Origin of the sequence: Bradyrhizobium sp. 153 (genome assembly GCF_023073835.1) — a bacterium.
Classification (GTDB): domain Bacteria; phylum Pseudomonadota; class Alphaproteobacteria; order Rhizobiales; family Xanthobacteraceae; genus Bradyrhizobium.
Genome location: NZ_JADPKH010000107.1, coordinates 1 through 22593 on the forward strand (window position 1 = coordinate 1; position 22593 = coordinate 22593).

Sequence of the window (22593 nt, forward strand, 5' to 3'; positions counted from 1 at the left end):
CATCGGCCGCTCCTTCCAACTCAGGAGCCACCTTCAGAATCGATTTCTGCCCAATTCGCAATGCCTTACAGAGAACGCTCACATGCGATTCCCCTGCCCCTGAGGGGGAGGGTGAAACGTCAGTTCAGCCCGCCAACCTGAATCGCAGCGTGAACTCCGCGCCGCCGCCGGGGAGATTCTCCACCGCGACCGTCGCGGCGTGATCGTCCGCGACGCCGCGCACGATCGAGAGGCCCAGGCCTGCACCGTCGCTGCGCTGGCGGTCACGGCGCCAGAAGCGCTGGAAGATCAGCTCGCGCTCGGCCTCCGCGATGCCGGGACCGCGATCGCGCACCCGCACTGAGCCGTCCTCGCCCACCTCGACCTCGACGGCGGTGTCCCTCGCCGTGAACTTGATCGCGTTTTCGGCGAGGTTGAAGACTGCACGCTGAAGCATCTCCGAATTGCCGTGGATCATGACGGGCGCGTCGCTGCCCCGCAGGGCGATGTCCTTATGCTGCGCGATCGCAAACGGGGCGATCGAACCGACCACCTCGGCACAGACGGCGCGCAAGTCAGCGGTCTCGCCGGGGTCGAGCACCAGCGTGTCGAGCTCGGCGATCTCCAGCAGCTGGGCGACGATCCGGCTCATGGCTTCGATGTCGGCATGCAGCGCCTGACGCGCCGCGCCGTCGCCAAGCGTCTCGATCCGCGTGCGCAGGATCGTGAGCGGCGTACGCAGTTGATGAGCCGCGTCGGCCGTGAACTGCCGCTGCACCCGAAAGCCGTCCTCGAGGCGGTCGAGCGCCTGGTTCACTGCCGTGACGAGCGGCATGATCTCGCGCGGGATCTGCTTCGTCGGCAGGCGGATGTCGGTGCGCGCCGGGCCGATATTGCTGGCCTCCTCCGAGGCCTTCCACAATGGCGCGATCGCGCGGCGGAAGATGATGATGTCGGTTGCGAGCAGGACCAGAAGGATGGGGATGGTGATCCACCCGACCCGTCGGAAGAAGTTCGAGACGATGTCGTCGATGATGACGTCGCGATGCGCGAGATCCTCGGCGACCTGGATGCGCACCGTCTTGCCGTCGATGACCCGGGTGACGCCAGCGCCGGAAATCGTCTCGGGCGGCCGAAGAGCCGCGGCTGCGGCCCGCCGATGCGAGGAAAACAGCAGCCGGCCTTCGCCATCGCGAATGTCGTATTGATAGCGGCCGTAGGCGTCCGAATAGAGCCCGCGCAGACTGTCGGGCAGGTTGAACGTCAGCGAGCCGTCCGGCTGGGTGACGATGCGCTCCGCCAGCACCTCGGCCTGGGCGCGCATGCCGTCGTGGTGCAACTGGTCGATCTCGGAATTGAGCAGCCAGAACAGCACGAGCGGCAGGACGATCGCGACCATCGCGACCGCCACGATGTGCAGGAAGACGATCCGCCAGATCAGCGATTTGAACGTGAGCGATCTGACATGGCCTCCGGCAGCCACGCTATTTTTCCTCGGCCATGAGATAGCCGACGCCGCGGATGGTGTGGATCACCACCTTGGCGCCGTGTTCGGTGAGCTGCTTGCGCAGCCTGGAGACATAGACCTCGACCGCGTTGGAGGCGACCTCGCCTTCGAGCCCGAAGATGTGATCCTCGACGTTCTTCTTCGGCACCACCCGGCCCTGCCGGCGCAACAGGATCTCCAGCACCGACGTCTCGCGCGCGGAGATGATCCGCGGCTGGTCGTCGACGAAGATCTGGCGGCTCTCGGTGTCGTAGACGAGATTGGCAAGGCGGAGCGAGCGGCCGAGCAGCTGGCCCGGCCGGCGCAGGATTGCCTCCAGCCGCGCCACCAGCTCCTCCATCGCGAACGGCTTTGTGAGATAGTCGTCGGCGCCGCTGCGCAGTCCGGTGACGCGGTCTTGCACGCCCCCGCGCGCGGTCAACACCAGGACCGGCAGCGGCTCCATCTTGAGGCGCAGCTCGCGCAGCACTGCCAGGCCGTCGCCGTCGGGCAGGCCGAGATCGAGGATCATCGCGGCATAGCTGACGCTGCTCACAGCTTCGCGCGCCTCGGCTGCGCTGCCGACGATGTCGCTCTCATACCCGGCAGCCGCCAGCCCGCCGGCCACGAGCCGCGACAGCTCGGCATTGTCCTCGACGATCAGAAGGCGCATCAAATTCCCGCCGATTGTTCCGGTATCACCGCACGGCTCGCGCCGCATCTGCGTTCTTTTCCAGCATTCGCGGCGCCGCGGCCAGCGAAAAAGCACCGGGGCGGCGGGTCGGCCTTCTGTCAGGTTCGCGTAAGCTTCAATGACCGGTCCTTGCATCAAGGAGAAGGCTGTTTGCTAATTTGACAGATACCAGCAAGTTTCTCTCAGACTAAAGGATGAACTTAATGAGCAATCCTGTGAAAACCGAAAGCGAACTCATCGCCATGGCGAAGGCCGAGTTGAAGGTTCATGCCGACTGTCCCGATGGAATGACCATTTCGATCCTCCGCGATGGCAAGTCCTGGGAGTTTCGAGCCAGTGCGGACCGAGCCACCTCAGATCGGCCCGGCTACCCCGAATGCGTTGCCATGCTTGTCCAGATCGGCGATCACCTCAGCAAGCAGTACGACGTCCAGCGCTAGACGGACCTCGACGTTTCGAACACACGCGCAGGGGAATCTCAGAACACCTGTTCGATCGCCATCACCAGACCGGCCGCGAACTTTTTTAGTGGCCGCTGCGGCAAATTGTCTATTTTTCTGTTGACCGGAAAACTGCCGACGATAAAGGTGCCCTGCTTCACGCGCGCCCGCGACCTGCACAGGTCTCGCTGGAAATCGAACAACAAGAACGAGCGGAAGCATCAGGAGGGTGAACTAGCTCCGGCGCAGATGTGGAAGGCTGCTGATGCAGCACCATGATCCTGCTCGTTTGGGGTCAGCACTCAGCGAGCGGGGAAAAGATATTGATGCGCCCATTGTTGGCGATAAGTGCAGCTATCGACTGGCTGAACGAGAAGATCGGTAACGTCTGCAACGTTCTGGTGCTCGCGGCCTGTCTCGTCAGCGCTGCAAATGCGATGATCCGGTACGCCTTCAGCTACAGCTCCAACAGCTGGCTCGAAACGCAGTGGTATATGTTCGCTGTCGTCGTGATGTTCGGCGCGTCCTATACCTTCAAACGTAACGAGCATGTGCGTGTCGAAATCATGTACCTCATGCTTTCCGAGCGCGGCCAGTTATGGCTCGACCTGATCGGGACATTGGTTTTCCTCGTCCCGGCATGCCTGCTCCTCAGTTACCTGTCATGGTCGATGTTCTACAACTCGCTCGTCATCGGCGAAATGTCCAATAATGCTGGCGGCCTCCTCCGATGGCCAATCAAGCTTGCGCTGCCGGCAGGATTCTTCATGTTGGCTCTGCAAGGTGTCTCAGAAGTCATCAAACGAGCAGCGGCTCTGCGCGGCGAAGTCACCATCGATGCGAAATACGAGCGGCCGACCCAATGATCACAATTGAGATGATGCCGCCGCTGATGTTCGGCGGGCTGGTCTTGGCGATGCTGATCGGCTTCCCTGTCGCCTTCACGTTGGCCGCTCTCGGGCTTTCGTTTGGATTTCTCGCGATCCACGAAGGATTCTTCGGATTCAGCTTCCTCCAGGCAATCCCGGAGCGCATCTACGGCAGCGTGCTGGCCAACGAGCTGCTGCTGGCAATTCCATTCTTCACGTTCATGGGCGCGATCCTCGAACGATGCGGCCTCGCAGAAGATATGCTGGATTCGATGGGGCAGTTGTTCGGCCCCATTCGCGGCGGTCTCGGCTATTCCGTGATCATCGTCGGCTTCATCCTCGGTGCCATCACCGGCACGGTGGCCGCGCAGGTGATCGCAATGGCGCTGATCTCGATGCCGGTCATGATCCGCTACGGCTACAACATGCGCTACATCACCGGCGTGCTTGCAGCGTCCGGCACCATTACCCAGCTGGTGCCTCCCTCGCTGGTTCTGATCGTGCTCGCCGACCAACTCGGGAAGTCGGTCGGCGATATGTATCTGGGCGCCTGGGGGCCTTCGATCCTCCAGATCGCCCTCTTCGCGGGCTACACGTTTGCTCTGAGCCTGATCAAGCCAGGCCATGTCCCGGCCGTGCCTAAGGAAGCGAGGACGCTCAAAGGTTGGGCGCTCTGGCGCAAATGCCTGCTGGGCATCATCCCATCCGCTGTTCTGATCTTCGTGGTGCTCGGCACCATGATGCTCGGCCTCGCCACCCCGACCGAGGCGGGCGCGATGGGCGCCGTCGGCGCGATCGTCCTTGCCGTTATCCATCACAAGGATTTCAGCTCGGCCGGTCACAGGGTTTTGCTCGTCGGCGTCGCCGCTGCTGGTGTCGGCACCATCATCGGCATCTACTTCACGCCTAACCTGCCGTTCAAGATTGCCTTCGCAATTGCCTATCTGGCAGTGGCCTGGGTCTGCATCGAGGCGATCAGGATTCCCGACCTGCGCACCCTGGTTAAGCAGGGTTATGAGACCACCATGCGCATCACCTGCATGGTGACCTTCATCCTGATCGGATCGACTTGCTTCTCGATCGTTTTCTTGGGTTGCAACGGTGGTGTCTGGCTGGAGCACATGCTGACATCACTGCCGGGCGGCGTGTGGGGCTTCCTGATCTTCATCAATTTGTTCATCTTCTTTATCGCCTTCTTCCTCGATTTCTTCGAGATCGCCTTCATCATCATCCCGATGATTGCGCCGATCGCACACAAGCTGCTGACTCCCATCGTCGGTGCCGATGCTGCCTTGATCTGGTTCGGCGTCATGCTCTGCGTCAACATGCAGACCTCCTTCCTGCATCCCCCCTTCGGCTTCGCTTTGTTCTACCTCCGGGGCGTGGCGCCAAAAGAAGTCAAGAGCTCAGACATTTATTGGGGTGCAATGCCTTGGATCGGCCTGCAGGCGATCATGGTTGCCGTTGTCATCGCCTTTCCAATAACGGTGACTGGGCTGCTGGACGCGCCGACGAAGGTGGATTTGGACAAGATCAAGATCGAGATCCCGGACATCGAACTGCCACCGCCACTCGATTTCGGCCAGCCGAAGAACTGACCGGCCTCGCGCTTTGGCTAGTCTAAGGCGTCGACCTGCATCAGTCCGGCATAACCAGCCAGATGCTGCTCCGGACGCGCACGGCGACGTCGGGCGAGTAGAAGAACACTGCCGCCGGTGCACGCAGGTCCAGAGCCGATCGGTCCAGATCTTGCCACTTTTCACTCCTCAGCGTTTCAATCGGCCACCAGGAGCCGAGCGCCTCGAATACCGTCGAAAATGAATTGGACCGCAAGAGCCGCCAGGACAACGCCGGCAAGTCTCGCCAGCACATGTTCAACGACGAAGTTCAGATCCGCAATTGGGCCTGCGGCCGGTATATTTATTGAGCGGTCCTTTGCGCGGCCTTCTCAATCCTTCTGGAAGAGAATAATCATCCTGGGGACCGTCGTGTCCCGAGGCCCCGGGCGGCGCCTTCTGCGCGACGATCGGCGGACGTGGTTGCCGCAGCGCATCCTCGTTCGCTGTGCTGAGTGAACGGCTTTTCTCGCGCAAGCCGCCGGCGAACAGGCTCCTTGCCCAAGAGACCATTCCTGCGAAGGACGCGTATTTTGGCCAACCCTCCATGATCAGCACGCGCAATCGTCTTCAGGCAGCGGTCTGCTTCCGCGCGGCCTCCATTCTTCGGAACAGCTCCAGCCACCGCTGCTCTTTCGGAGAGAGCGGTAGCTCGGAATGTCGCCAAGTCGGCTTGCCATCTAGCGGAAGCTGAGCATCCAAAAGTTCGAATTCGGTCGTCTCCTCAGGGGTAAGGCCTGCAAGGACCCGGCGACGCTTCTTGTCGAGCGTGTACAAACGCGAGGTCAGCACGATCTCTCCGCTTGGCCCAACGGTCGACGGAGACAGTATTGGCGTGTTCCCTTTCACTTCAGCACCATCATGGTTCATCTCGCGGCAACGAGCTTGGCCAGCAAAATGGCGCACTCGCGCAGGTCAGTTGCGAAGGGAGGCTGCCGCAGCCTCCCCTCGCCGAGCATTCACGCTGTCACACGTGGATGGCCCTGATGCAGTTGCCAAACTCGCAGAGCCGCAACAGCGGCGACGAGGATTCCGGCGATGACGTGGAGCGGTGTCACCGTTGCCTTGGCCGAGAAGTGCAGCACCCAGGGTGATACGGCGACCCAAACGCCGGCGGCCAGAGCTATCCACTCCTGCCATTCGGCGAATATCGCCAGCGCCGCAACGGCCAGCGCAGCGATCAGGATGCCGCTCAACCAGGCATTCCAGTTGGTGGGACTTTCAGCGGCGAACCCGAAGGCCCACGGCGAGATGAACAAGCCGAGGCCGATCACTAGGTTGACCCCATCGGCGATCATGTCCTTTTTCCAGATGGTGTTCATGTTGCAACTCCTTACATTCGCTCCTTTCCCTCACTCTCTTTGCACAGGCCAGTCCGGTGACGGGCGAAAGCGAACTCCCGCCCGTCCCGCGGTTACTTGCCGTTGATGGCGATCCGTTTCACCTTGTGCTGCGTGGTCGGTAACTTCGGCAGCGTCACGGTGAGCACGCCATTCTTGAAAGACGCCTCGACCTTGTCCTGATCGACATCGTCGACCGGGACGGAGCGCTCGAAGCGTCCGTAGTAGCGCTCGCTGAAGCGGCGCTCCTTGTCTTCGGTCTCGCTCCTTTTTTCGCCGCTGATGGTCAACAGGCCGCCCCTCAGTTCGACGTTGACGTCCTTCTCCTCGAGACCGGGGACCTCGGCGGTGACGTTGACTTCCTTCTCCGTCTCTTTGACTTCGATGTTCGGCCATCCGGTCGCCTGGGAGCCAAACGGAGTGACGTCGAACGTGCGGAACGCATCATCGAACAGCCGATTCATCTCGCGATGAAGCGCGAGGAACGGATTGGCTTCGCTGCGGTGCGGACTCAGATCGCGGGAGCCGTTATTCCGGGGAACGAGATCGCGTAGGGGCATAGCTTTCCTCCTTCCTGTTTCTTCATGCTCATTTGACAAAATTCAGCCGCGCGCGGCCACGCCGCGCAGGCGGTTCGACGGCCCCGAACGGAACTCCGTCAGGCGGTCTGCTTCCCTTCGATTTGCTGGTTGTCGTTGCCGGCGACTTCGATCGCGATACGGCGTGGCTTCATCGCCTCCGGGATTTCCCGAACCAGAGCGATCCTCAGCATGCCGTTTTCGAACGTCGCATCCTTGACCTGAACATAGTCCGCCAGGTTGAAAACGCGGCGGAACGGCCGCAGGGAGATTCCCTGGTACAGGTAGTCTTGATCACCTTTGCTGGGCTTGCGCCCCTCAACCGTAAGCATTGATTGCTCGGCGGTGATGGTGATCTCCTCCGGGCTGAAGCCCGCCAGTGCCAGCGTGATCCGGTACTGGTTCTCACCGGTACGCGCGATGTCGTACGGCGGATAATCGTCGTCCGCATTCGCCGCGTCGTTGACGAGGTCGAACAGACGATCGAAGCCGACGCTCGAGCGCCAGAACGGGGGCATTTCGTAAGTTCTCATAACCACATCCTCCTTGGAGCAACATGGATAGGAGCAACGCCGGTTTTCCGACGGCCTTGACCGGACCCTGACGGCGTCCGGCGCCACACATGTGGCACCCAAGAGCTAGAACGGTGCGGGTCGTTTTCAAGGGCGCCATGCGCGCTCGAATTGTATTTTTGCCGTCCCGACCCCGGCTTCGGTAGATTGTGTGCTTCGCATCAACCGCCGCTGCGGACGGCCACCTTCGCCCTGCGCAATCAGCCCCATGCTCGGCCGGCCCACACCTTTTGAGCCGCCACGGGAGCTCCCTAAATCGAGGCCGTCAAGGCCATTGTCGGATTCACCGCCTGCACTTCGCTGCTCACATGGGCCCGGCCGCAGCTCTTATTTCTCGAAGGAACAATTCGGAAGATACGACATTTTGTGAGCGCCGCCGGCATGACGCGCTTGGGCGCCGCTTCTGGGCCCAGGCGCATGCTGGGGGAGCTCACCCACTTTGCTCTGAGGAGGAATTGGAAAATGAGCATCCTGTCCGTCCGATCGAATCTGCCCGCGACCTGTCGCCGGAGCAGGCCGAATATATCACCGACAAACTGAAAGTAGCCTCGCCTGAGGTCGTCGAGATGAACGGCTGGATACGGGGTGATACTTCGCTCAACCTGCCCACGAGGCGGGAGGACGGGGCCGAGGAAATCGAGGACCGGCTGATCGATCCGGCGCCCGACCCGGAGACGCTGCTGTCGGAGGCGGAGGATCGTAACCGGGTAAGAAGCGCAGTGGGGGACGCGCTCGCTCTCCTTGACCTCCGTGAGCGCCATATCGTCGGGGCGCGATTCCTGGCCGAACAGCCGAAGACCCTGGAGGAGCTTGCCGGCACTTCCGGCGTATCGCGCGAGCGCGCACTGCAAAAGATCCGGAGCGCGATGCGCTCCCGTTTGCATGGAGCTGCGCGCCGTCCCGATCGTCCCGATCGGGGCTGGCGCAGCGGTTAATCGCGGAGGGAAGAAGATGAAGATTGCGCAGATTGCCCCGCTGTTCGAGAGCGTCCCGCCCCGGCTTTATGGGGGAACGGAGCGGGTGGTTTCGTGGCTGACCGAGGAGCTGGTGCGACAGGGTCACCAAGTGACGCTGTTCGCCAGCCAGGACTCCATTACCTCGGCCGAGCTCGTTCCCTGCACCACTCGTGCGCTGCGCCTCGATCACGACGTGCAAGATGCTATTCCCCATCCGATGGTCATGCTCGACAAGGTGCGCGAGCGCGCGGATGAGTTCGACATCCTGCACTTCCACACCGACTATCTGCATTTTCCGCTGTTCCGGTCCGAGCGCGGCCGGACGCTGACAACGTTGCACGGCCGGCAGGATCTGCTGGACCATATGCCGTTCTACCGCCGATTTTCCGACATGCCGCTGGTTTCGATTTCGAACGCGCAACGGGCGCCGCTCTCAGGCGCGAACTTCGTGGCGACGGTGTACCACGGCCTTCCGCTCGATCTGCACACCCCAAGCTTCAGCCCGACAGGCGGCTATCTAGCGTTTCTCGGCCGCATCTCACCGGAGAAACGTCCCGACCGCGCTATTGCAATTGCGCGGGCGGCGGGGCTTCCGCTCAAGATAGCTGCCAAGGTCGACAAGGCCGATGAAGCCTATTTTCGCGGTGTTATCGCGCCGATGCTGAACGAGCCGGGAATCGAGTTCATCGGCGAGATCAATGAGAGCGCCAAAAGCGAATTTCTCGGCAATGCGGCAGCGCTGCTCTTCCCGATCGACTGGCCGGAGCCTTTCGGCCTGGTCATGATCGAAGCCATGGCCTGCGCCACGCCGGTGCTCGCCTTCCGTTGCGGATCGGTCCCGGAAATCGTCGACGACGGACTAACCGGCCGTATCGTGTCCGACGTCGATGAGGCGGCGCGGGCCATTCCCGGATTGCTGGCGCTCGACCGCAAAGCCATCCGCGCCCGGTTCGAGGGACGTTTCTCGTCCGCGCGCATGGCGACGGAGTATACCCGGATCTACCAGAGGATGCTTCGCAGCCTTACCGCCAGCTCCGGCTATCGGCACTCGCTGCGCGTCCGGCCGACCTCCACGGACACCGCTCCGGGAGCGCCGCCCACGGCCGCGTAAAAAGATATTTGAAGGGACGGACCTGCGGCACTGCGGAAAGCCGGCAAGGGCGCCGCTCCGTCCCGCCGTGTCACGACACGTCGTCGCGGAAACTTCTGCCGGCGGTGTCGAAAAATTTTTCATAGCCCCTCTTGACCTCATCTTTGCCGCGCCTAGGTCGATTTTGCCGGACGGCCGGTTGCGGCCCCGATTTTTATGACATCGCTGAATTGTAGGGGAGGATGTGCATGCATTTCCGTCCATTGCATGATCGCGTGCTGGTGCGACGCATCGATGCCGAGGAGAGGACTGCCGGCGGCATCATCATTCCGGACACGGCGAAGGAAAAGCCGCAGGAAGGCGAGGTGATCGCCGCCGGGCCGGGTGGCCGCAACGAACAGGGCCAGCTGGTGCCGCTCGACGTGAAGGTCGGCGACCGGGTGCTGTTCGGCAAATGGTCCGGCACGGAGGTGAAGATCGACGGCAAAGAGCTTCTCATCATGAAGGAGAGCGATCTGCTGGGCGTGGTCGAGAAGGCCGCCGCGACGAAGAAGGCCGCGTGAAGCGCTGACACTCATTGAACGGCAAAGGAGAGAACGTCATGGCTGCCAAGGACGTCAAATTCTCGACGGAAGCCCGCGACCGCATGCTGCGCGGCGTCGATACGCTGGCAAACGCCGTCAAGGTGACGCTCGGACCGAAAGGCCGCAACGTGGTGCTGGAGAAATCGTTCGGGGCGCCGCGCATCACCAAGGACGGTGTCACCGTGGCCAAGGAGATCGAGCTCGAAGACAAGTTCGAGAACATGGGCGCGCAGATGGTGCGCGAGGTGGCGTCGAAGACCAGCGATGTCGCTGGCGACGGAACGACGACTGCGACCGTGCTGGCGCAATCGATCGTCAAGGAAGGCGCTAAGTCGGTTGCAGCGGGCATGAACCCGATGGACCTCAAGCGCGGCATCGACCTCGCAGTCGAGGCGATCGTCAAGGACCTCAAATCGCACGCCAAGAAGGTCACGGCGAACGACGAGATCGCCCAGGTCGCGACGATCTCCGCGAATGGCGACACTGAGATCGGTCGCTTCCTCGCCGAGGCCATGAAGAAGGTCGGCAACGAAGGCGTCATCACCGTGGAGGAGGCTAAGAGCCTCAACACGGAGTTGGAGGTGGTAGAGGGCATGCAGTTCGATCGCGGCTATGTGTCGCCCTATTTCGTCACCAATGCCGAAAAGATGCGGGCGGAGCTCGAAGACCCGTACATCCTGATCCACGAGAAGAAGCTGTCCGCACTGCAATCGATGCTGCCGCTGCTCGAGTCGGTGGCGCAGTCGAGCAAGCCCCTGCTGATCATCGCCGAAGACATCGAAGGCGAAGCGCTGGCGACGCTGGTCGTCAACAGGCTGCGCGGCGGGCTGAAGATCGCAGCCGTCAAGGCGCCGGGCTTCGGCGATCGCCGCAAGGCGATGCTCGAGGACATCGCGATCCTCACCGGCGGCACGATGATCGCCGAAGATCTCGGCATCAAGCTCGAGAACGTCACGCTCAACATGCTCGGCCGGGCCAAGAAGGTGGTAATTGACAAGGAGAACACGACCATCGTCAATGGCGCCGGCGCCAAGAAGGACATCGAGGCGCGCGTGGCCCAGATCAAGCTGCAGATCGAGCAGACCACCTCGGACTACGATCGCGAGAAGTTGCAGGAGCGGCTTGCCAAGCTCGCGGGCGGCGTGGCCGTAATCCGGGTCGGCGGTGCCACTGAAGTCGAGGTCAAGGAGCGCAAGGATCGCGTCGACGACGCGATGCATGCGACCCGCGCCGCGGTGGAAGAAGGCATCCTGCCGGGCGGCGGAGTGGCGCTGTTGCGGGCGCTCAAGGCGCTTGAACGCATCAAGACCGCCAACGCCGACCAAAAGGCCGGCGTCGACATCGTGCGCCGGGCAATCCAGATGCCAGCCCGCCAGATTGTCGAGAATGCCGGCGAGGACGGTTCGCTGGTGGTCGGCAGGCTGATCGAGAACGGCGACTACAATTGGGGCTTCAACGCCGCGACTGGCGAGTACCAGGATCTGGTGCGGGCCGGCGTGATCGACCCGGCCAAGGTGGTTCGCACAGCCTTGCAGGATGCTGCGTCTATCGCCGCCCTTCTGATCACCACCGAAGCGCTCGTCGCCGAGAAACCGAAGAAGGCGGAAGCCCCAGCCGCGCCGCAGATGGACTTCTAACTTAGCAGTAACGGACCCACGTCTCGATCAGGAAAGGAGACATCGACGTACGAGGAGCGGTCAGATGAGCAGAGATCGTCAGCAAAGGCTGCGTAGAAACGGAGCGGCGGCCGTGCACTGGCTGATGTTCACCCTCAGCTGCGCCACGATCGCCTGGATCAGTCTTTTTCGAACGATAGGAGGATGACATGGTCAGCGATCACATCATTATATCTCCGCTCGGGCGGAGAAACCCCGGGTAGTGCTCGCGCAACCCCTAGCCCGCCGGATACTCGCGGCGTCGATCGCTGCGATCCTCCTGCTGCCGTCGCTGGCGGCTTGGGGAATGGATCGTATGCCGGGCAAACCCGTTCCAGCCGACGCGTTCGAAAAGAAGATCGCGCTCCCACCGATTCCTCATCTTGAGTCGATGCCATGGATGAAGTGGAACGCTGGCGTGAATACCAAGGTCGATAGCTTGATGCCGGCGGATACGCCTTCATCCTTCATGCTGGCGCCGCGCGAGCGCCCGGCGCCATCGTTCGGCTCTTGAACCCGAACATCCCCGGCGTCGGTGAACTCCGCGCCTGAGTTTGCTTGCAGCCTCGATGCTAAGATCACTGGCTGCAGCGGCCCTGAAATTCCCCCTGCGGGACGGGAGCCTCGTGCTTGCCTTCCCCCCGAGAATCCTCGGGGTATTGTCGCCTTATCCTCGAAGCCGGCCTTCTCGGGCTCGATTGGCTCATGCCGAGCGCAGAGGACGCGGCAGGCGTTGTTCACTAAGGCATTGAACCCTTGCCTCGCTTGGCGTGATGTTCCTGAAATGCTGTTCTGAGTTCCGCTAGTTCGTCGTTTGTTGCACCAAGCTCCGCTTCCGCACGACTTGCCAGCAAATCCAGGTAAACGATCGGCCGATCGAACTGGCTCGCCGTGAAGTCGTACCTCACGCCTTCGATCCGGTTGTAAAAATGGTCCGCGGCAGGCAGCGGTGTCTTCAGCAACTGGCCGCCGAACAGTTCATGAATGAGCAGCGCAGTGACATTGCATTGCCCGGCCGCCGGATTGTCCGCGCTCCATTGGCTGGCCGTCGACGACGACCATGCTTTTCGCAGTGCGTCTTGAATTTCATCGGGATCAAAGCTCATGGGTCATTTCCGCAGATCGGCGCGACCCCAAATTTCGGATTATACGATTGTCGCTTTTTGCCACTGTTTTGCCCGACGAGTCAAACGGGCTCCGTAATCCACAGAATCGGAACAGCGAAGCCGGATCCGTCGCTCGGCGTCCCTAACGCTAGTTTCGCTCCCAAAATCGCGGCGCGGACCCAGCTGCCCGCCGATCGTCTCATCCCGCTAATTAGCTCGACATATCAGCGTATTGGCAGCACCGACAGGCAATCCCGCTATCACCCCTCGTCTACTGTGCATGGGGTTGTTTTCGCTGTTTTTGTTTGGACGTGCTTCGGAACGCCGCAACGACAACGCCCCGGAGCCTTCGCTCCGAGGCGTTGCAGGCAACACGCAGCGTGATCAGCTCTGGGAGCGCCGGGCCATGAAGATGTCGTAGCCGACCTCGGCGACCTGGAACCAGGCGTAGCCGTCGCTTGTGAACTTGGCGAGGGAATCGTGGACCTTCTTGAAGTTGGCGTTGGTCGCGCCGACCTCGGCGTGCAGCTCCTTGGCCGCCTTGTAGCAGGCATCCATGATCGACGGCGAGAAGGCGTGCAGCTTGGTGCCGCCTGCGAGCAGCTTCTTCAGCGCCAGCGGATTGGCGTTGTCGTAGCGCGCCATCATGTAATTGTTGGCGTAGTGGCCGGCCTGCTCCAACACGCTCTGGTAATATTTCGGCAGCGCGTTCCACTTGTCGAGGTTGACGAAGGCCAGCAGCATCGGCCCGCCTTCCCACCAACCGGGATAGTAGTAGTGCGGCGCGATCTTGTAGAAGCCGAGCTTCTCGTCGTCATAGGGACCGACCCATTCGGCGGCGTCGATGGTGCCCTTCTCCAGCGCCGGATAGATGTCGCCGCCGGCGAGTTGCTGCGGCACGACGCCGAGCTTCTGGAGCACACGGCCGGCGAAGCCGCCAACGCGGAATTTCATGCCCTTGAGATCGTCGGGCGTGTTGACCTCTTTCCTGAACCAGCCGCCCATCTGGCAGCCGGTGTTGCCCGCGAGCAGCGAGACGACGTTGTAGCCCTTGTAGAACTCGTTGAGCACGTCGCGCCCGCCGCCCAGCATGTACCAGGCCTGGTTGATGCGCATGTTGGGACCGAACGGCACGGCTGAGCCGAAGGTGAAGGTCGGGTCCTTGCCGAAATAGTAGTAGGACGCGGTGTGGCCGATCTCGCAGGTGCCATTCTGCACGGCATCGAGCACCTGGAGACCCGGCACGATCTCGCCGGCGGCGAAGATCTGGATCTGGAATTTGTTGTCGGTCGCTTCAGCGACCATCTTGCACATCATCTCGGCGCCGCCAAACAGCGTGTCGAGCGATTTCGGCCAGCTCGTCGGCATGCGCCATTTGATTTCCGGCATGGACTGCGCGATCGCAGGCGCGGCGAGCGTGGCGGCACCGGCCGCACCAAGTCCCGTGACCTTGATGAAGTCTCTTCTCTTCATGATTTCCTACCCTGATGGATCTGATTGTGGGCCTTCTTGTCGAGGCTTGGGGACAGCATGGAACATCGCCGGGCCGAATGCCATCCCGATCGCACTGCGGCAAAGAAAAAGCCCGGCCTCGCGAGCGAGGCCGGGCGATCCGTCTTACGACTTAAGCCGTAGATCAGCCGCGGGTGCGGGAGCGGATCATGAAGCTGTCGTAGGTATATTCGGCGACCTGCCACCACAGATATTCGTCGGAGCGATAGGCCTGCATGGCGTCGATCGACTTCTTGAAGTCGGGGTTCTTGGCCGAGACTTCCGCCCAAAGCTCGTTGGTCGCCTTGAGGCAGGCTTCCAGCACCTCGTTGGTGAAGGGACGAAGCTGGGTGCCGCCGGCGACGAGACGCTTCAGCGCCGCCGGGTTCTGCATGTCGTAACGCGCGGCCATCCAGGTGTTGGCGTTGGCCGTCGCGTTGGTGAGGATCGCCTGATAGTTTTTCGGCAGCGCATTCCACTTTTCCAGATTGGCGAAGGCGTGGACGGTCGGACCGCCTTCCCAGAAGCCTGGATAATAGTAGTACTTGGCGACCTTGGCGAAGCCGAGCTTCTCGTCATCGTAGGGACCGACCCACTCGGCCGCGTCGATGGTGCCCTTCTCCAATGCCGGGTAGATGTCGCCGCCAGCGAGCTGCTGCGGCACCACGCCCACCTTCTGGAGCACCTGCCCGGCAATGCCGCCGATGCGCATCTTCAGGCCGGAGAGGTCGGCAACGGTCTTGATCTCCTTGCGGAACCAGCCGCCCATCTGGGTGCCGGTGTTGCCGCAGGGGAAGCCGACCACGTTCGACTTCTTGAAGAACTCGTTGGCGAGTTCGTTGCCGCCGCCCTGATAGAGCCACGAATTCTGCTGGCGCGCATTGAGGCCGAACGGCACCGAGGCGAAAATCGCGAAGGTCGGATCCTTGCCGACATAGTAGTAGGACACCGTATGGCACATCTCCACCGTGCCGCTGGAGGTCGCATCGAGCGCCTGCAGGCCGGGGACGAGTTCGCCGGCCGCAAACACCTGGATCTGGAATTTGTTGTCGGTCATCTCGGCGACATACTTGGCCACCTGCTCGGCGCCGCCATAGATGGTGTCGAGCGACTTCGGGAAGCTCGAAGTCAGGCGCCACTTCACCTCAGGCGAGGATTGCGCGATCGCCGGCGAGGCCACCGCGGTTGCCGCCGCGCCCGCTGCCGACACTTTAAGAAATTCACGACGCTTCATCTTCATCTCTCTCCTTGCTGGGGCGTTTCCCCTCAACTTCTCTTTTGCCGCCGCTCATTCCGGCGACGCGTGAAGGCCGCGTCGAACCGAAGGGGCTTGACTGCCGTGGGCGTTTAACACGGAAGCCCCGCTTGCGGAACGCGACAATGGCATGACGGGACTCTACGAAAGTCGCATGTCCCAGGAGCTTGCCGACGACCGGTTCAGGCCGCGGCGATGACACCCTTGAGCTGGTCCCGGACCTGGCCTGCAATGGCGCGGTAGATCGCCGCATGAGGTCCGTCCGGCTCGCTGTCGACGACAGGATTGCCGGCATCCGAGGTGGCGCGAATCGCCATGTGCAAGGGGATCTCGCCCAGGAACGGTACTCCGAGCTTCTCCGCCTCGTGCCGCGCCCCGCCATGGCCGAATATGTCCGACTTGGTGCCGCAATGCGGGCACTGGAAGTAGCTCATGTTCTCGACGATGCCGAGCACGGGCACGTTGACCTTCTTGAACATGGCAAGCCCCCGCCGTGCATCGATCAGAGACAGGTCCTGCGGGGTCGAGACGATCACGGCGCCCTTAAGCGGCACGTTCTGAGCCAGCGTGAGCTGGGCATCGCCGGTGCCAGGCGGCATGTCGACCACCAGCACGTCGAGCTTGCCCCATTCGACGTCGCGCAGCATCTGCGTCACCGCCGACATCACCATGGGGCCGCGCCAGATCATCGCGGTCTCCTCCTCCACCAAAAAGCCGATCGACATGATGGCGAGGCCGAAGCGCCGGAGCGGAATCATCTTGCGCTCGTCGTTCAGCTCCGGCTTGTCGCGCAGGCCGGTCAGCCGCGGCACCGAGGGGCCGTAGATGTCGGCGTCGAGCAGCCCGACCTTGAGGCCGAGGTCGCGCAGGCCGAGCGCCAGATTGAGCGCGGTGGTCGATTTTCCCACCCCGCCCTTGCCGGAGGCCACCGCGATCACGGCGGCAACGCCCGGGATCTCAGACTGCCGCGCCATCGGCGATTGGCCGGCCTGCGGCGGCTTATGGGCGTGGGCCGGCTGCACGCCGGGCGTGCCGCGGCTCGGCTGCGGTGGTGGCGGCGGCGCGGAGCCCGGCTTGCGCTCCGCGGTCAGCGCCACCATCACGGTGGTGACGCCGGGAATGGCGCGCACAGCGGCTTCCGCTTCGGCCCGGATGGACTCCCAGGCGCGCGCCTCGGCGGCATCGACATTGATCGAGAAGAACACCTTGCCGTCCGAGGCGCTGATTGCGCTCAGCACATTGGCGTTGGTGAGCGCGACCCCGCGCGGCGACTTGATCCGGCCAAGGCTGTCGAGAACCTGTTGCTGCGTCACGCTCAAAGCGCATCTCCTGATTTCAAGATGCCCCATTAGAGCGGAAACGCCCAAAAGGCTACTGCCTGCCGATATCGTCAGCCATCTCCGCGGGCGCGGCTCCCTGCTCCCGGGCCGCCTCGTAGTTCAGCTCGATCATGACCCCGTTGGGATCGTGGACGAAGATCTGCCAGAGGTCGCCGCCGGGCACCTGGCGGGACTCGAACTTCATCCCCTTGGATGCGAGCCGCTGCTTCATAGCGTCGAAGCCGCGGCTGACGAAGGCGACATGGTGGACAACGCCGGAATCCGGCTTTTGTGGCTCGGCGGTCGGAGAAATATCGACGAGGTGCACCACCGGCTTGCCCTCGCTGTACATCCAGGCGCCCGGAAAGGCGAAATTCGGCCGGGCACCATTTTCCAGGCCCAGCACGTCTTCGTAGAAGCGGACCGTCTCGGCCAGTTTCCGGGTTCGGATGTTGAAATGATCGAGCACGCCCACGCTCACGCCGCCCAAACCCATGTCCATGCCTTCGCTCCCTTTTTTGAAGTCCTTGAGGTCCGCCATCCTAGCACAGGGGACCGCCAAACGAAGCCGTTGCCCTCAGGCCTCAAGGGTTTATGGTGCGCCCCAATCCGCCCTCACGGCGGAACCAGGCTCCTGCTCGCCCGGCAAGAACCGTAAAACCCAAACTACGGACAAGGTCTCATACATGGCAAAAGTCGCTTTCCTCGGTCTTGGCGTCATGGGCTTCCCCATGGCCGGACACCTCGTGAAAAAAGGGGGCCATGAGGTCACCGTCTATAACCGCACCGCGGCCAAGGCGAAGGAGTGGGCGGACAAGTTCGGCGGCAAGACCGCAGCGAGTCCGAAGGCCGCCGCTGAAGGCCAGGATTTCGTGATGTGCTGCGTCGGCAACGACAACGATCTGCGCGCGGTCACAACCGGCCCCGACGGCGCGTTTGCCGGCATCAAGAAGGGTGCGACCTTCGTCGACCACACCACCGCCTCGGCGGAAGTCGCGCGCGAACTCGATGCGGCCGCGACCAAGGCCGGTTTCAGGTTCATCGATGCACCGGTCTCCGGCGGCCAGGCGGGCGCCGAGAATGGCGTGCTGACGGTGATGTGCGGCGGCGCTCAGGACGCCTATGCCGGCGCCGAGCCGATCATCACGGGGGCCTATGCGCGGATGTGCAAACTGCTCGGGCCCGCCGGTTCCGGCCAACTGACGAAGATGGTCAACCAGATCTGCATCGCCGGCCTCGTGCAGGGTCTCTCCGAGGGTATCCACTTCGCCAAGAAGAGTGGCCTCGACGTCGCCGCAGTGATCGAGACCATCTCGAAAGGGGCCGCGCAGTCCTGGCAGATGGAAAATCGCTACAAGACCATGAACGAGGGCAAGTACGATTTCGGGTTCGCGGTGGAATGGATGCGCAAGGACCTCTCGATCTCGCTGGCTGAAGCTCGCCGCAACGGCGCCAACCTGCCTGTCACGGCGCTGGTCGACCAATTCTACTCCGAGGTGGAGAAAATGGGCGGCAAGCGCTGGGACACGTCGAGCCTGCTCGCGCGTCTGCAACGCTGAGGATCATCTTGACGGCTTGCTGCCGGGCGGCACTGCGACCGTCCCAGACCTCGACGCCGCCGGCACTGCGACGAGGTCTGGCAAGCACATTGAGCTGAAGTACAAAGTTCGGGGGGACTGACTTGCTGAGCGTGATAGCCGCCGTTTTCATCGTTGCGTATGCTGCCATCGCGCTCGAACACCCGCTCGGCATCAACAAGAGCGCTTCGGCTCTCCTGGGAGCGGGCCTGCTCTGGACCATCTATGCGCTGTCCGTCGGCGATGCATCCCTTGTCAACCGCCAGCTCGACGAATCCGTCTCCGCGACCGCCCAAATCGTCTTCTTCCTGATCGGCGCCATGACGATCGTCGAGGTGATCGACGCCCACAACGGCTTCGAGGTCATCACGTCCGTGATCCGCACCACGAAGCAGACCACGTTGATGTGGATCATCGGCTTCGTGACGTTCTTCCTGAGCGCGATCCTCGACAATCTCACGACAACCATCGTGATGATCTCGCTGATCCAGAAGCTGATCGGCCACAAGAACGACCGCCTGCTCTTCGCCTCCCTCATCGTCATCGCCGCCAATGCGGGCGGCGCCTGGACCGTCATCGGCGACGTCACGACGACGATGCTCTGGATCGGAGGGCAGATCACCCCCGTCAGCATCATGCAATCGGTGTTCCTGCCGTCCCTGCTCAATCTGCTGGTCCCGCTGCTCATCGTTGGCTACTCCGTCAAGGGGAAGGACATCATCCCGCCGCCGCAGCGGGAAGCGCAGGCTCTCAAGGTCGAGGTGTTCGAGCGCAATCTGATGTTCTATCTCGGCCTCGGTACGCTGGTCGCCGTTCCTGTGTTCAAGGCCGTGACGCACCTCGCACCCTTCATGGGGATCCTGTTCGGGCTGGGCATTCTCTGGCTGGTGGGCGAGATCGTTCACCGCCACAAGGACGAGGATGCGCGTCGCCCCCTCACCCTCGTCCATGCGCTAACGCGCATCGACATGAGCTCCATCGTGTTCTTCGTCGGCATTCTCATAGCCGTCGCGTGCCTGGAGCACGCCCACGTCCTGGAGGTGCTGGCTAAATGGCTCGACACAACAGTCGGCCGTCTCGACATCATCGTCATCCTACTCGGCCTATTGAGCGCCATCATCGACAACGTGCCGCTCGTCGCGGCGACGATGGGCATGTACAATCTGGCGCAATATCCGCCCGACAGCTTCATCTGGGAATTCATCGCCTATTGCGCCGGCACCGGCGGCTCGATCCTGATCATCGGCTCGGCCGCAGGGGTCGCGGCGATGGGGCTCGAGAAGATCGAGTTCTTCTGGTACGCCCGCCGCATCGCGGGTCCCGCGCTCGTGGGCTACCTCGCGGGTGCACTGGTCTACATCGCGCAGCACTCGCTGCTGCATTGATCTGCCCGTCATGACGCCCGTCGCCAGCGCCGGTTCCCATCACGGAAGGCGTTTCTTAATCAGGCGTTAACGTAATTCTTTAGCTCCTTAAGGCACCTCTTAAGGATTTCTTGCCAGAGATAGACAATGCAGAAGGCCCGCGTCCGGCGTGGGCAGGAATCGTGTTGCTTGATGAGTAACCCCGCTGAAAAGCCCGAGGTTGTGCAGCTTCCGGCCGAGCCGGTGAGCGCTCCATCGGCGAGCAGCCGCAGGGCTGCGGCGCAGCGGGTACGCGAGGCACGCGACAAGTTAACGTCGACCAGCGGAACCCGGCCGGCGTTCGACGCCGAGATGTTGCGTCAATATGCCCAGACGCGGCTGTCGGCTTCCTATGTCGTGATGCTGCTGGTGGTCGCCACCGGCGTGCTGTTCGGGCTCTGGATGCAGCCGATCCCGGCGGCGGCCTGGACCGCGGGCATGCTCTGCATCCACAGTGCGATGATCCGCAGTTGCCGGCGGTTCCTGACAGAGGCCACCTCTCCGGCCGCGACGCGCGCATGGCGAACGCGTTTCGTCGTGCTCGACCTGCTCTATGGCCTGTGCTGGATGGCGATCCTGATCCACCCCGTGCTCGACATGGTCACGGAAACGCTGATGATGTTCCTGATGCTGCTGGTGATCGCAGTATCGAGCATGCTGGCCGCCAATCTGCCGATCGCTGCCCTTGCCGCCACCGCGCCGGTCGCGGTCGCAATGGCGCTGAGTTTCGTGATGACCGGCTCACTGGACAATTACGTCCTGGCGGCACTCGCGCTGGCGGCCGAAGGCTATTTCGTCCTGCTGGCTCACCGCCTGCACTCCTCGACCTTCGCCACGCTCGAGGCGCGCGCCGAGAAGGACGCGCTGATCGGCGAACTCGAACAGGCCAAGGCCATCTCGGACGAAGCGCGCCACCGCGCCGAATCCGCCAACGTCGCCAAGTCGCGCTTCCTTGCGCAGATGAGCCACGAACTGCGCACGCCCCTGAACGCCATCCTCGGCTTCTCCGAGGTGATGAAGAGTGAGATTTTTGGCGCACACGCGGTGCCCGTCTACAAGGAGTACTCGGCGGACATCCATAATTCCGGCGTGCACCTGCTCAACCTTATCAACGAGATCCTCGATCTATCGCGGATCGAAGCCGGCCGCTACGAGCTGAACGAGGAAGCAGTGTCGTTGGTCGGCATCGTCGCCGACTGCCATCATTTGATGAAGCTGCGCGCCTCGAGCCGTGGCATCACGATCCACGAAGTGTTCGAGCAGGCCATGCCGCGGCTCTGGGCCGACGAGCGCGCGATCCGCCAAGTCGTGCTCAACCTGCTCTCTAACTCGATCAAGTTTACGCCGCAGGGTGGCGAGATCTGGCTCAAGGCGGGATGGACTGCTTCGGGCGGACAATATCTCTCGGTGAGGGATTCCGGCTCCGGAATTCCCGAGGACGAGATCCCGGTCGTGCTCGCCTCGTTCGGCCAGGGCTCCAACTCGATCAAGTCGGCCGAACAGGGCGCAGGCCTCGGCCTGCCCATCGCCAAGAATCTGATTGACCTGCATGGCGGCACGTTCACTCTGAAATCGAAGCTGCGCATCGGCACCGAGGTGATCGTCACCTTCCCGCCGGAGCGCGTGATGAGCGCGCTGGCGCCGCTGTCGGATGATTCTCCGCCGCTTCAGCCCGAGAATTCGCTCGTTCCCGACGAGAAGCGCCGGCCGCGCCACAAGCCGATCATGAGCGCAGGCACGGGCTCTTAACGAGATGCTTGCAGAAATGCCCGACGATCCCTCACAATATCCGCATGAGCAAAGAAACGCCGTGCGTCGCCGTCTGCATGATCGATCCCAAGACCAAGCTTTGCTTCGGCTGCGGCCGGACCTTGCCGGAGATCGCGCGCTGGCACGCCATGCACAGCGCGGAACGGCTGGCGATCATGGCGCTGTTGCCCGCGCGCATGAATCAGGCAGGACTCGCGCCGATCGCAGCATTGCCGAAGCGTACCTGATCGGCACGAACGCCTCTGGAGGCGCGCCATGATCCGCTTCCTGCTCGTTCTCCTCATGCTCGCCGGCACCGCAGGCGCCGTCGTCGCCTATGGCGATCCCGATCAGATCGTGCGTGCCAGTCACAAGGTTTCCCACATCTTCCGGGCGCAGACCGCCGCCCCGGCCCCCGCCGTGCATATCCCGCGCGGCCAGGGTGGCGAATTTGCGCTGCGAGCGAAGATCAACGGCGTCACTGCGCCGATGGTAATCGATACAGGTGCAACCTCCGTGGTGCTGACCTGGGAAACCGCGAAAGCGATCGGACTGCCGCTCGAGATGCTCGAATACGACGTCGACCTGGAGACCGCGGGCGGCCACACCAAGGCGGCACGGCTCACGCTAGACCGTCTCGCCGTCGGCAAGCTGGTCGAGAAGTCGGTGCCGGCCCTGGTCGTGCAACGCGGCCAGATGAAGACCAATCTGCTCGGCATGAGCTTCCTCGACCGCCTGGAAAGCTGGGGCGTGCGCGCGGACACGCTGATGCTGACAGGTTTTCCGGAGCTCCAGAGCAGCCCCCGACGCTCCCGGATCGCGGCCGACTAGACA

Annotated in this window: 25 protein-coding genes; 13 read left to right on the forward strand and 12 right to left on the reverse strand. The window is 62.5% G+C overall.

Annotated elements, in window-relative coordinates:
* Window positions 1-124 precede the first annotated feature (124 nt).
* Together IVA91_RS26590 and IVA91_RS26595 are read right to left on the reverse strand one after the other, a co-directional pair.
* Complete coding sequence (locus tag IVA91_RS26590; RefSeq protein WP_247281424.1) at window positions 125-1462, reverse strand: ATP-binding protein; 1338 nt, start codon at window positions 1460-1462, stop codon at window positions 125-127.
* Window position 1463: 1 nt separating this feature from the next.
* On the reverse strand, window positions 1464-2138 hold the full coding sequence (locus tag IVA91_RS26595) for a response regulator transcription factor (protein WP_247281423.1): 675 nt from the start codon (window positions 2136-2138) through the stop codon (window positions 1464-1466).
* Window positions 2139-2362: 224 nt separating this feature from the next.
* Here IVA91_RS26595 and IVA91_RS26600 point away from each other — a divergent pair, with 224 nt between their 5' ends.
* Window positions 2363-2599, forward strand: a complete 237-nt coding sequence (locus IVA91_RS26600; RefSeq protein WP_247281422.1) for a hypothetical protein — start codon at window positions 2363-2365, stop codon at window positions 2597-2599.
* Between the two features lie 38 nt (window positions 2600-2637).
* Here IVA91_RS26600 and IVA91_RS36880 read toward each other — a convergent pair whose 3' ends face one another.
* Window positions 2638-2760 (reverse strand): hypothetical protein, encoded by a 123-nt coding sequence (locus IVA91_RS36880; protein WP_256464563.1) that lies wholly within the window; start codon window positions 2758-2760, stop codon window positions 2638-2640.
* 165 nt (window positions 2761-2925) lie between these two features.
* On the opposite strand from IVA91_RS36880, the gene IVA91_RS26605 reads away from it, so the two are divergent.
* Both IVA91_RS26605 and IVA91_RS26610 read left to right on the forward strand, forming a co-directional pair.
* Window positions 2926-3465 carry a TRAP transporter small permease subunit gene (locus IVA91_RS26605; RefSeq protein ID WP_247281431.1) on the forward strand — a complete coding sequence of 180 codons (540 nt, stop codon included), beginning with the start codon at window positions 2926-2928 and terminating at the stop codon, window positions 3463-3465.
* Entirely contained in the window at window positions 3462-5066 is a 1605-nt protein-coding gene (locus tag IVA91_RS26610; RefSeq protein ID WP_247281421.1) for a TRAP transporter large permease subunit, read from the forward strand. The genes IVA91_RS26605 and IVA91_RS26610 overlap by 4 nt, the downstream gene beginning before the upstream one ends.
* Before the next feature lie 588 nt (window positions 5067-5654).
* Here IVA91_RS26610 and IVA91_RS26615 read toward each other — a convergent pair.
* From IVA91_RS26615 to IVA91_RS26630, 4 genes are all read right to left on the reverse strand, one after another.
* A complete protein-coding gene (locus IVA91_RS26615; RefSeq protein ID WP_247281420.1) occupies window positions 5655-5876 on the reverse strand; it encodes a hypothetical protein in 222 nt (73 codons plus the stop codon).
* A gap of 167 nt (window positions 5877-6043) precedes the next feature.
* On the reverse strand, window positions 6044-6406 hold the full coding sequence (locus IVA91_RS26620) for an SPW repeat protein (RefSeq protein WP_247281419.1): 363 nt from the start codon (window positions 6404-6406) through the stop codon (window positions 6044-6046).
* A 92-nt stretch (window positions 6407-6498) separates the two neighbouring features.
* Complete coding sequence (locus IVA91_RS26625) at window positions 6499-6984, reverse strand: Hsp20/alpha crystallin family protein (protein ID WP_247281418.1); 486 nt, start codon at window positions 6982-6984, stop codon at window positions 6499-6501.
* Between the two features lie 98 nt (window positions 6985-7082).
* The gene (locus IVA91_RS26630) at window positions 7083-7535 is read right to left on the reverse strand and encodes an Hsp20 family protein (RefSeq protein WP_247281417.1); all 453 of its coding nucleotides are present in this window, start codon (window positions 7533-7535) and stop codon (window positions 7083-7085) included.
* Window positions 7536-8029: 494 nt separating this feature from the next.
* Between IVA91_RS26630 and IVA91_RS26635 the strand changes: the two genes are divergently transcribed.
* The 5 genes from IVA91_RS26635 to IVA91_RS26655 all read left to right on the forward strand — a co-directional run bounded on the left by IVA91_RS26635 (window position 8030) and on the right by IVA91_RS26655 (window position 12373).
* Complete coding sequence (locus IVA91_RS26635; RefSeq protein WP_247281416.1) at window positions 8030-8509, forward strand: sigma factor-like helix-turn-helix DNA-binding protein; 480 nt, start codon at window positions 8030-8032, stop codon at window positions 8507-8509.
* Between the two features lie 16 nt (window positions 8510-8525).
* Window positions 8526-9641 carry a glycosyltransferase family 4 protein gene (locus IVA91_RS26640; RefSeq protein ID WP_247281415.1) on the forward strand — a complete coding sequence of 372 codons (1116 nt, stop codon included), beginning with the start codon at window positions 8526-8528 and terminating at the stop codon, window positions 9639-9641.
* Between the two features lie 227 nt (window positions 9642-9868).
* Complete coding sequence (gene groES / locus IVA91_RS26645; protein ID WP_247281414.1) at window positions 9869-10183, forward strand: co-chaperone GroES; 315 nt, start codon at window positions 9869-9871, stop codon at window positions 10181-10183.
* Window positions 10184-10221: 38 nt separating this feature from the next.
* On the forward strand, window positions 10222-11841 hold the full coding sequence (groL, locus tag IVA91_RS26650; RefSeq protein ID WP_247281413.1) for a chaperonin GroEL: 1620 nt from the start codon (window positions 10222-10224) through the stop codon (window positions 11839-11841).
* 241 nt (window positions 11842-12082) lie between these two features.
* Complete coding sequence (locus IVA91_RS26655) at window positions 12083-12373, forward strand: hypothetical protein (protein ID WP_247281412.1); 291 nt, start codon at window positions 12083-12085, stop codon at window positions 12371-12373.
* Window positions 12374-12599: 226 nt separating this feature from the next.
* On the opposite strand, the gene IVA91_RS26660 is transcribed toward IVA91_RS26655, so the two are convergent.
* The 5 genes from IVA91_RS26660 to IVA91_RS26680 all read right to left on the reverse strand — a co-directional run bounded on the left by IVA91_RS26660 (window position 12600) and on the right by IVA91_RS26680 (window position 17520).
* Window positions 12600-12965 (reverse strand): hypothetical protein, encoded by a 366-nt coding sequence (locus IVA91_RS26660; protein ID WP_247281411.1) that lies wholly within the window; start codon window positions 12963-12965, stop codon window positions 12600-12602.
* A 384-nt stretch (window positions 12966-13349) separates the two neighbouring features.
* The gene (locus IVA91_RS26665) at window positions 13350-14438 is read right to left on the reverse strand and encodes a TRAP transporter substrate-binding protein (protein ID WP_247281410.1); all 1089 of its coding nucleotides are present in this window, start codon (window positions 14436-14438) and stop codon (window positions 13350-13352) included.
* A 163-nt stretch (window positions 14439-14601) separates the two neighbouring features.
* On the reverse strand, window positions 14602-15690 hold the full coding sequence (locus IVA91_RS26670; RefSeq protein ID WP_247281430.1) for a TRAP transporter substrate-binding protein: 1089 nt from the start codon (window positions 15688-15690) through the stop codon (window positions 14602-14604).
* 203 nt (window positions 15691-15893) lie between these two features.
* On the reverse strand, window positions 15894-17030 hold the full coding sequence (locus IVA91_RS26675) for an Mrp/NBP35 family ATP-binding protein (RefSeq protein WP_247281409.1): 1137 nt from the start codon (window positions 17028-17030) through the stop codon (window positions 15894-15896).
* A 52-nt stretch (window positions 17031-17082) separates the two neighbouring features.
* Entirely contained in the window at window positions 17083-17520 is a 438-nt protein-coding gene (locus IVA91_RS26680) for a VOC family protein (RefSeq protein ID WP_247281429.1), read from the reverse strand.
* Between the two features lie 196 nt (window positions 17521-17716).
* Between IVA91_RS26680 and IVA91_RS26685 the strand changes: the two genes are divergently transcribed.
* The 5 genes from IVA91_RS26685 to IVA91_RS26705 all read left to right on the forward strand — a co-directional run bounded on the left by IVA91_RS26685 (window position 17717) and on the right by IVA91_RS26705 (window position 22590).
* On the forward strand, window positions 17717-18589 hold the full coding sequence (locus IVA91_RS26685) for an NAD(P)-dependent oxidoreductase (protein ID WP_247281408.1): 873 nt from the start codon (window positions 17717-17719) through the stop codon (window positions 18587-18589).
* 122 nt (window positions 18590-18711) lie between these two features.
* Window positions 18712-19992 carry a sodium:proton antiporter NhaD gene (gene nhaD, locus IVA91_RS26690; RefSeq protein ID WP_247281407.1) on the forward strand — a complete coding sequence of 427 codons (1281 nt, stop codon included), beginning with the start codon at window positions 18712-18714 and terminating at the stop codon, window positions 19990-19992.
* 171 nt (window positions 19993-20163) lie between these two features.
* Window positions 20164-21759 carry a HAMP domain-containing sensor histidine kinase gene (locus IVA91_RS26695; protein WP_247281406.1) on the forward strand — a complete coding sequence of 532 codons (1596 nt, stop codon included), beginning with the start codon at window positions 20164-20166 and terminating at the stop codon, window positions 21757-21759.
* Between the two features lie 44 nt (window positions 21760-21803).
* Window positions 21804-22007: a DUF1289 domain-containing protein gene (locus IVA91_RS26700; RefSeq protein ID WP_247281405.1), complete on the forward strand. Its 204-nt coding sequence runs from the start codon at window positions 21804-21806 to the stop codon at window positions 22005-22007.
* A gap of 28 nt (window positions 22008-22035) precedes the next feature.
* The gene (locus IVA91_RS26705; protein WP_247281404.1) at window positions 22036-22590 is read left to right on the forward strand and encodes a TIGR02281 family clan AA aspartic protease; all 555 of its coding nucleotides are present in this window, start codon (window positions 22036-22038) and stop codon (window positions 22588-22590) included.
* Window positions 22591-22593 lie beyond the last annotated feature (3 nt).

Coding starts and splice junctions, on each gene's coding strand:
- IVA91_RS26595 (WP_247281423.1), bottom strand. CDS start 2,138: ATGCGCCTTCTGATCGTCGAGGACAATGCCGAGCTGTCGCGGCTCGTG.
- IVA91_RS26600 (WP_247281422.1), top strand. CDS start 2,363: ATGAGCAATCCTGTGAAAACCGAAAGCGAACTCATCGCCATGGCGAAG.
- IVA91_RS26605 (WP_247281431.1), top strand. CDS start 2,926: ATGCGCCCATTGTTGGCGATAAGTGCAGCTATCGACTGGCTGAACGAG.
- IVA91_RS26610 (WP_247281421.1), top strand. CDS start 3,462: ATGATCACAATTGAGATGATGCCGCCGCTGATGTTCGGCGGGCTGGTC.
- IVA91_RS26620 (WP_247281419.1), bottom strand. CDS start 6,406: ATGAACACCATCTGGAAAAAGGACATGATCGCCGATGGGGTCAACCTA.
- IVA91_RS26625 (WP_247281418.1), bottom strand. CDS start 6,984: ATGCCCCTACGCGATCTCGTTCCCCGGAATAACGGCTCCCGCGATCTG.
- IVA91_RS26630 (WP_247281417.1), bottom strand. CDS start 7,535: ATGAGAACTTACGAAATGCCCCCGTTCTGGCGCTCGAGCGTCGGCTTC.
- IVA91_RS26640 (WP_247281415.1), top strand. CDS start 8,526: ATGAAGATTGCGCAGATTGCCCCGCTGTTCGAGAGCGTCCCGCCCCGG.
- groES (WP_247281414.1), top strand. CDS start 9,869: ATGCATTTCCGTCCATTGCATGATCGCGTGCTGGTGCGACGCATCGAT.
- groL (WP_247281413.1), top strand. CDS start 10,222: ATGGCTGCCAAGGACGTCAAATTCTCGACGGAAGCCCGCGACCGCATG.
- IVA91_RS26660 (WP_247281411.1), bottom strand. CDS start 12,965: ATGAGCTTTGATCCCGATGAAATTCAAGACGCACTGCGAAAAGCATGG.
- IVA91_RS26665 (WP_247281410.1), bottom strand. CDS start 14,438: ATGAAGAGAAGAGACTTCATCAAGGTCACGGGACTTGGTGCGGCCGGT.
- IVA91_RS26670 (WP_247281430.1), bottom strand. CDS start 15,690: ATGAAGCGTCGTGAATTTCTTAAAGTGTCGGCAGCGGGCGCGGCGGCA.
- IVA91_RS26685 (WP_247281408.1), top strand. CDS start 17,717: ATGGCAAAAGTCGCTTTCCTCGGTCTTGGCGTCATGGGCTTCCCCATG.
- IVA91_RS26695 (WP_247281406.1), top strand. CDS start 20,164: ATGAGTAACCCCGCTGAAAAGCCCGAGGTTGTGCAGCTTCCGGCCGAG.
- IVA91_RS26700 (WP_247281405.1), top strand. CDS start 21,804: ATGAGCAAAGAAACGCCGTGCGTCGCCGTCTGCATGATCGATCCCAAG.
- IVA91_RS26705 (WP_247281404.1), top strand. CDS start 22,036: ATGATCCGCTTCCTGCTCGTTCTCCTCATGCTCGCCGGCACCGCAGGC.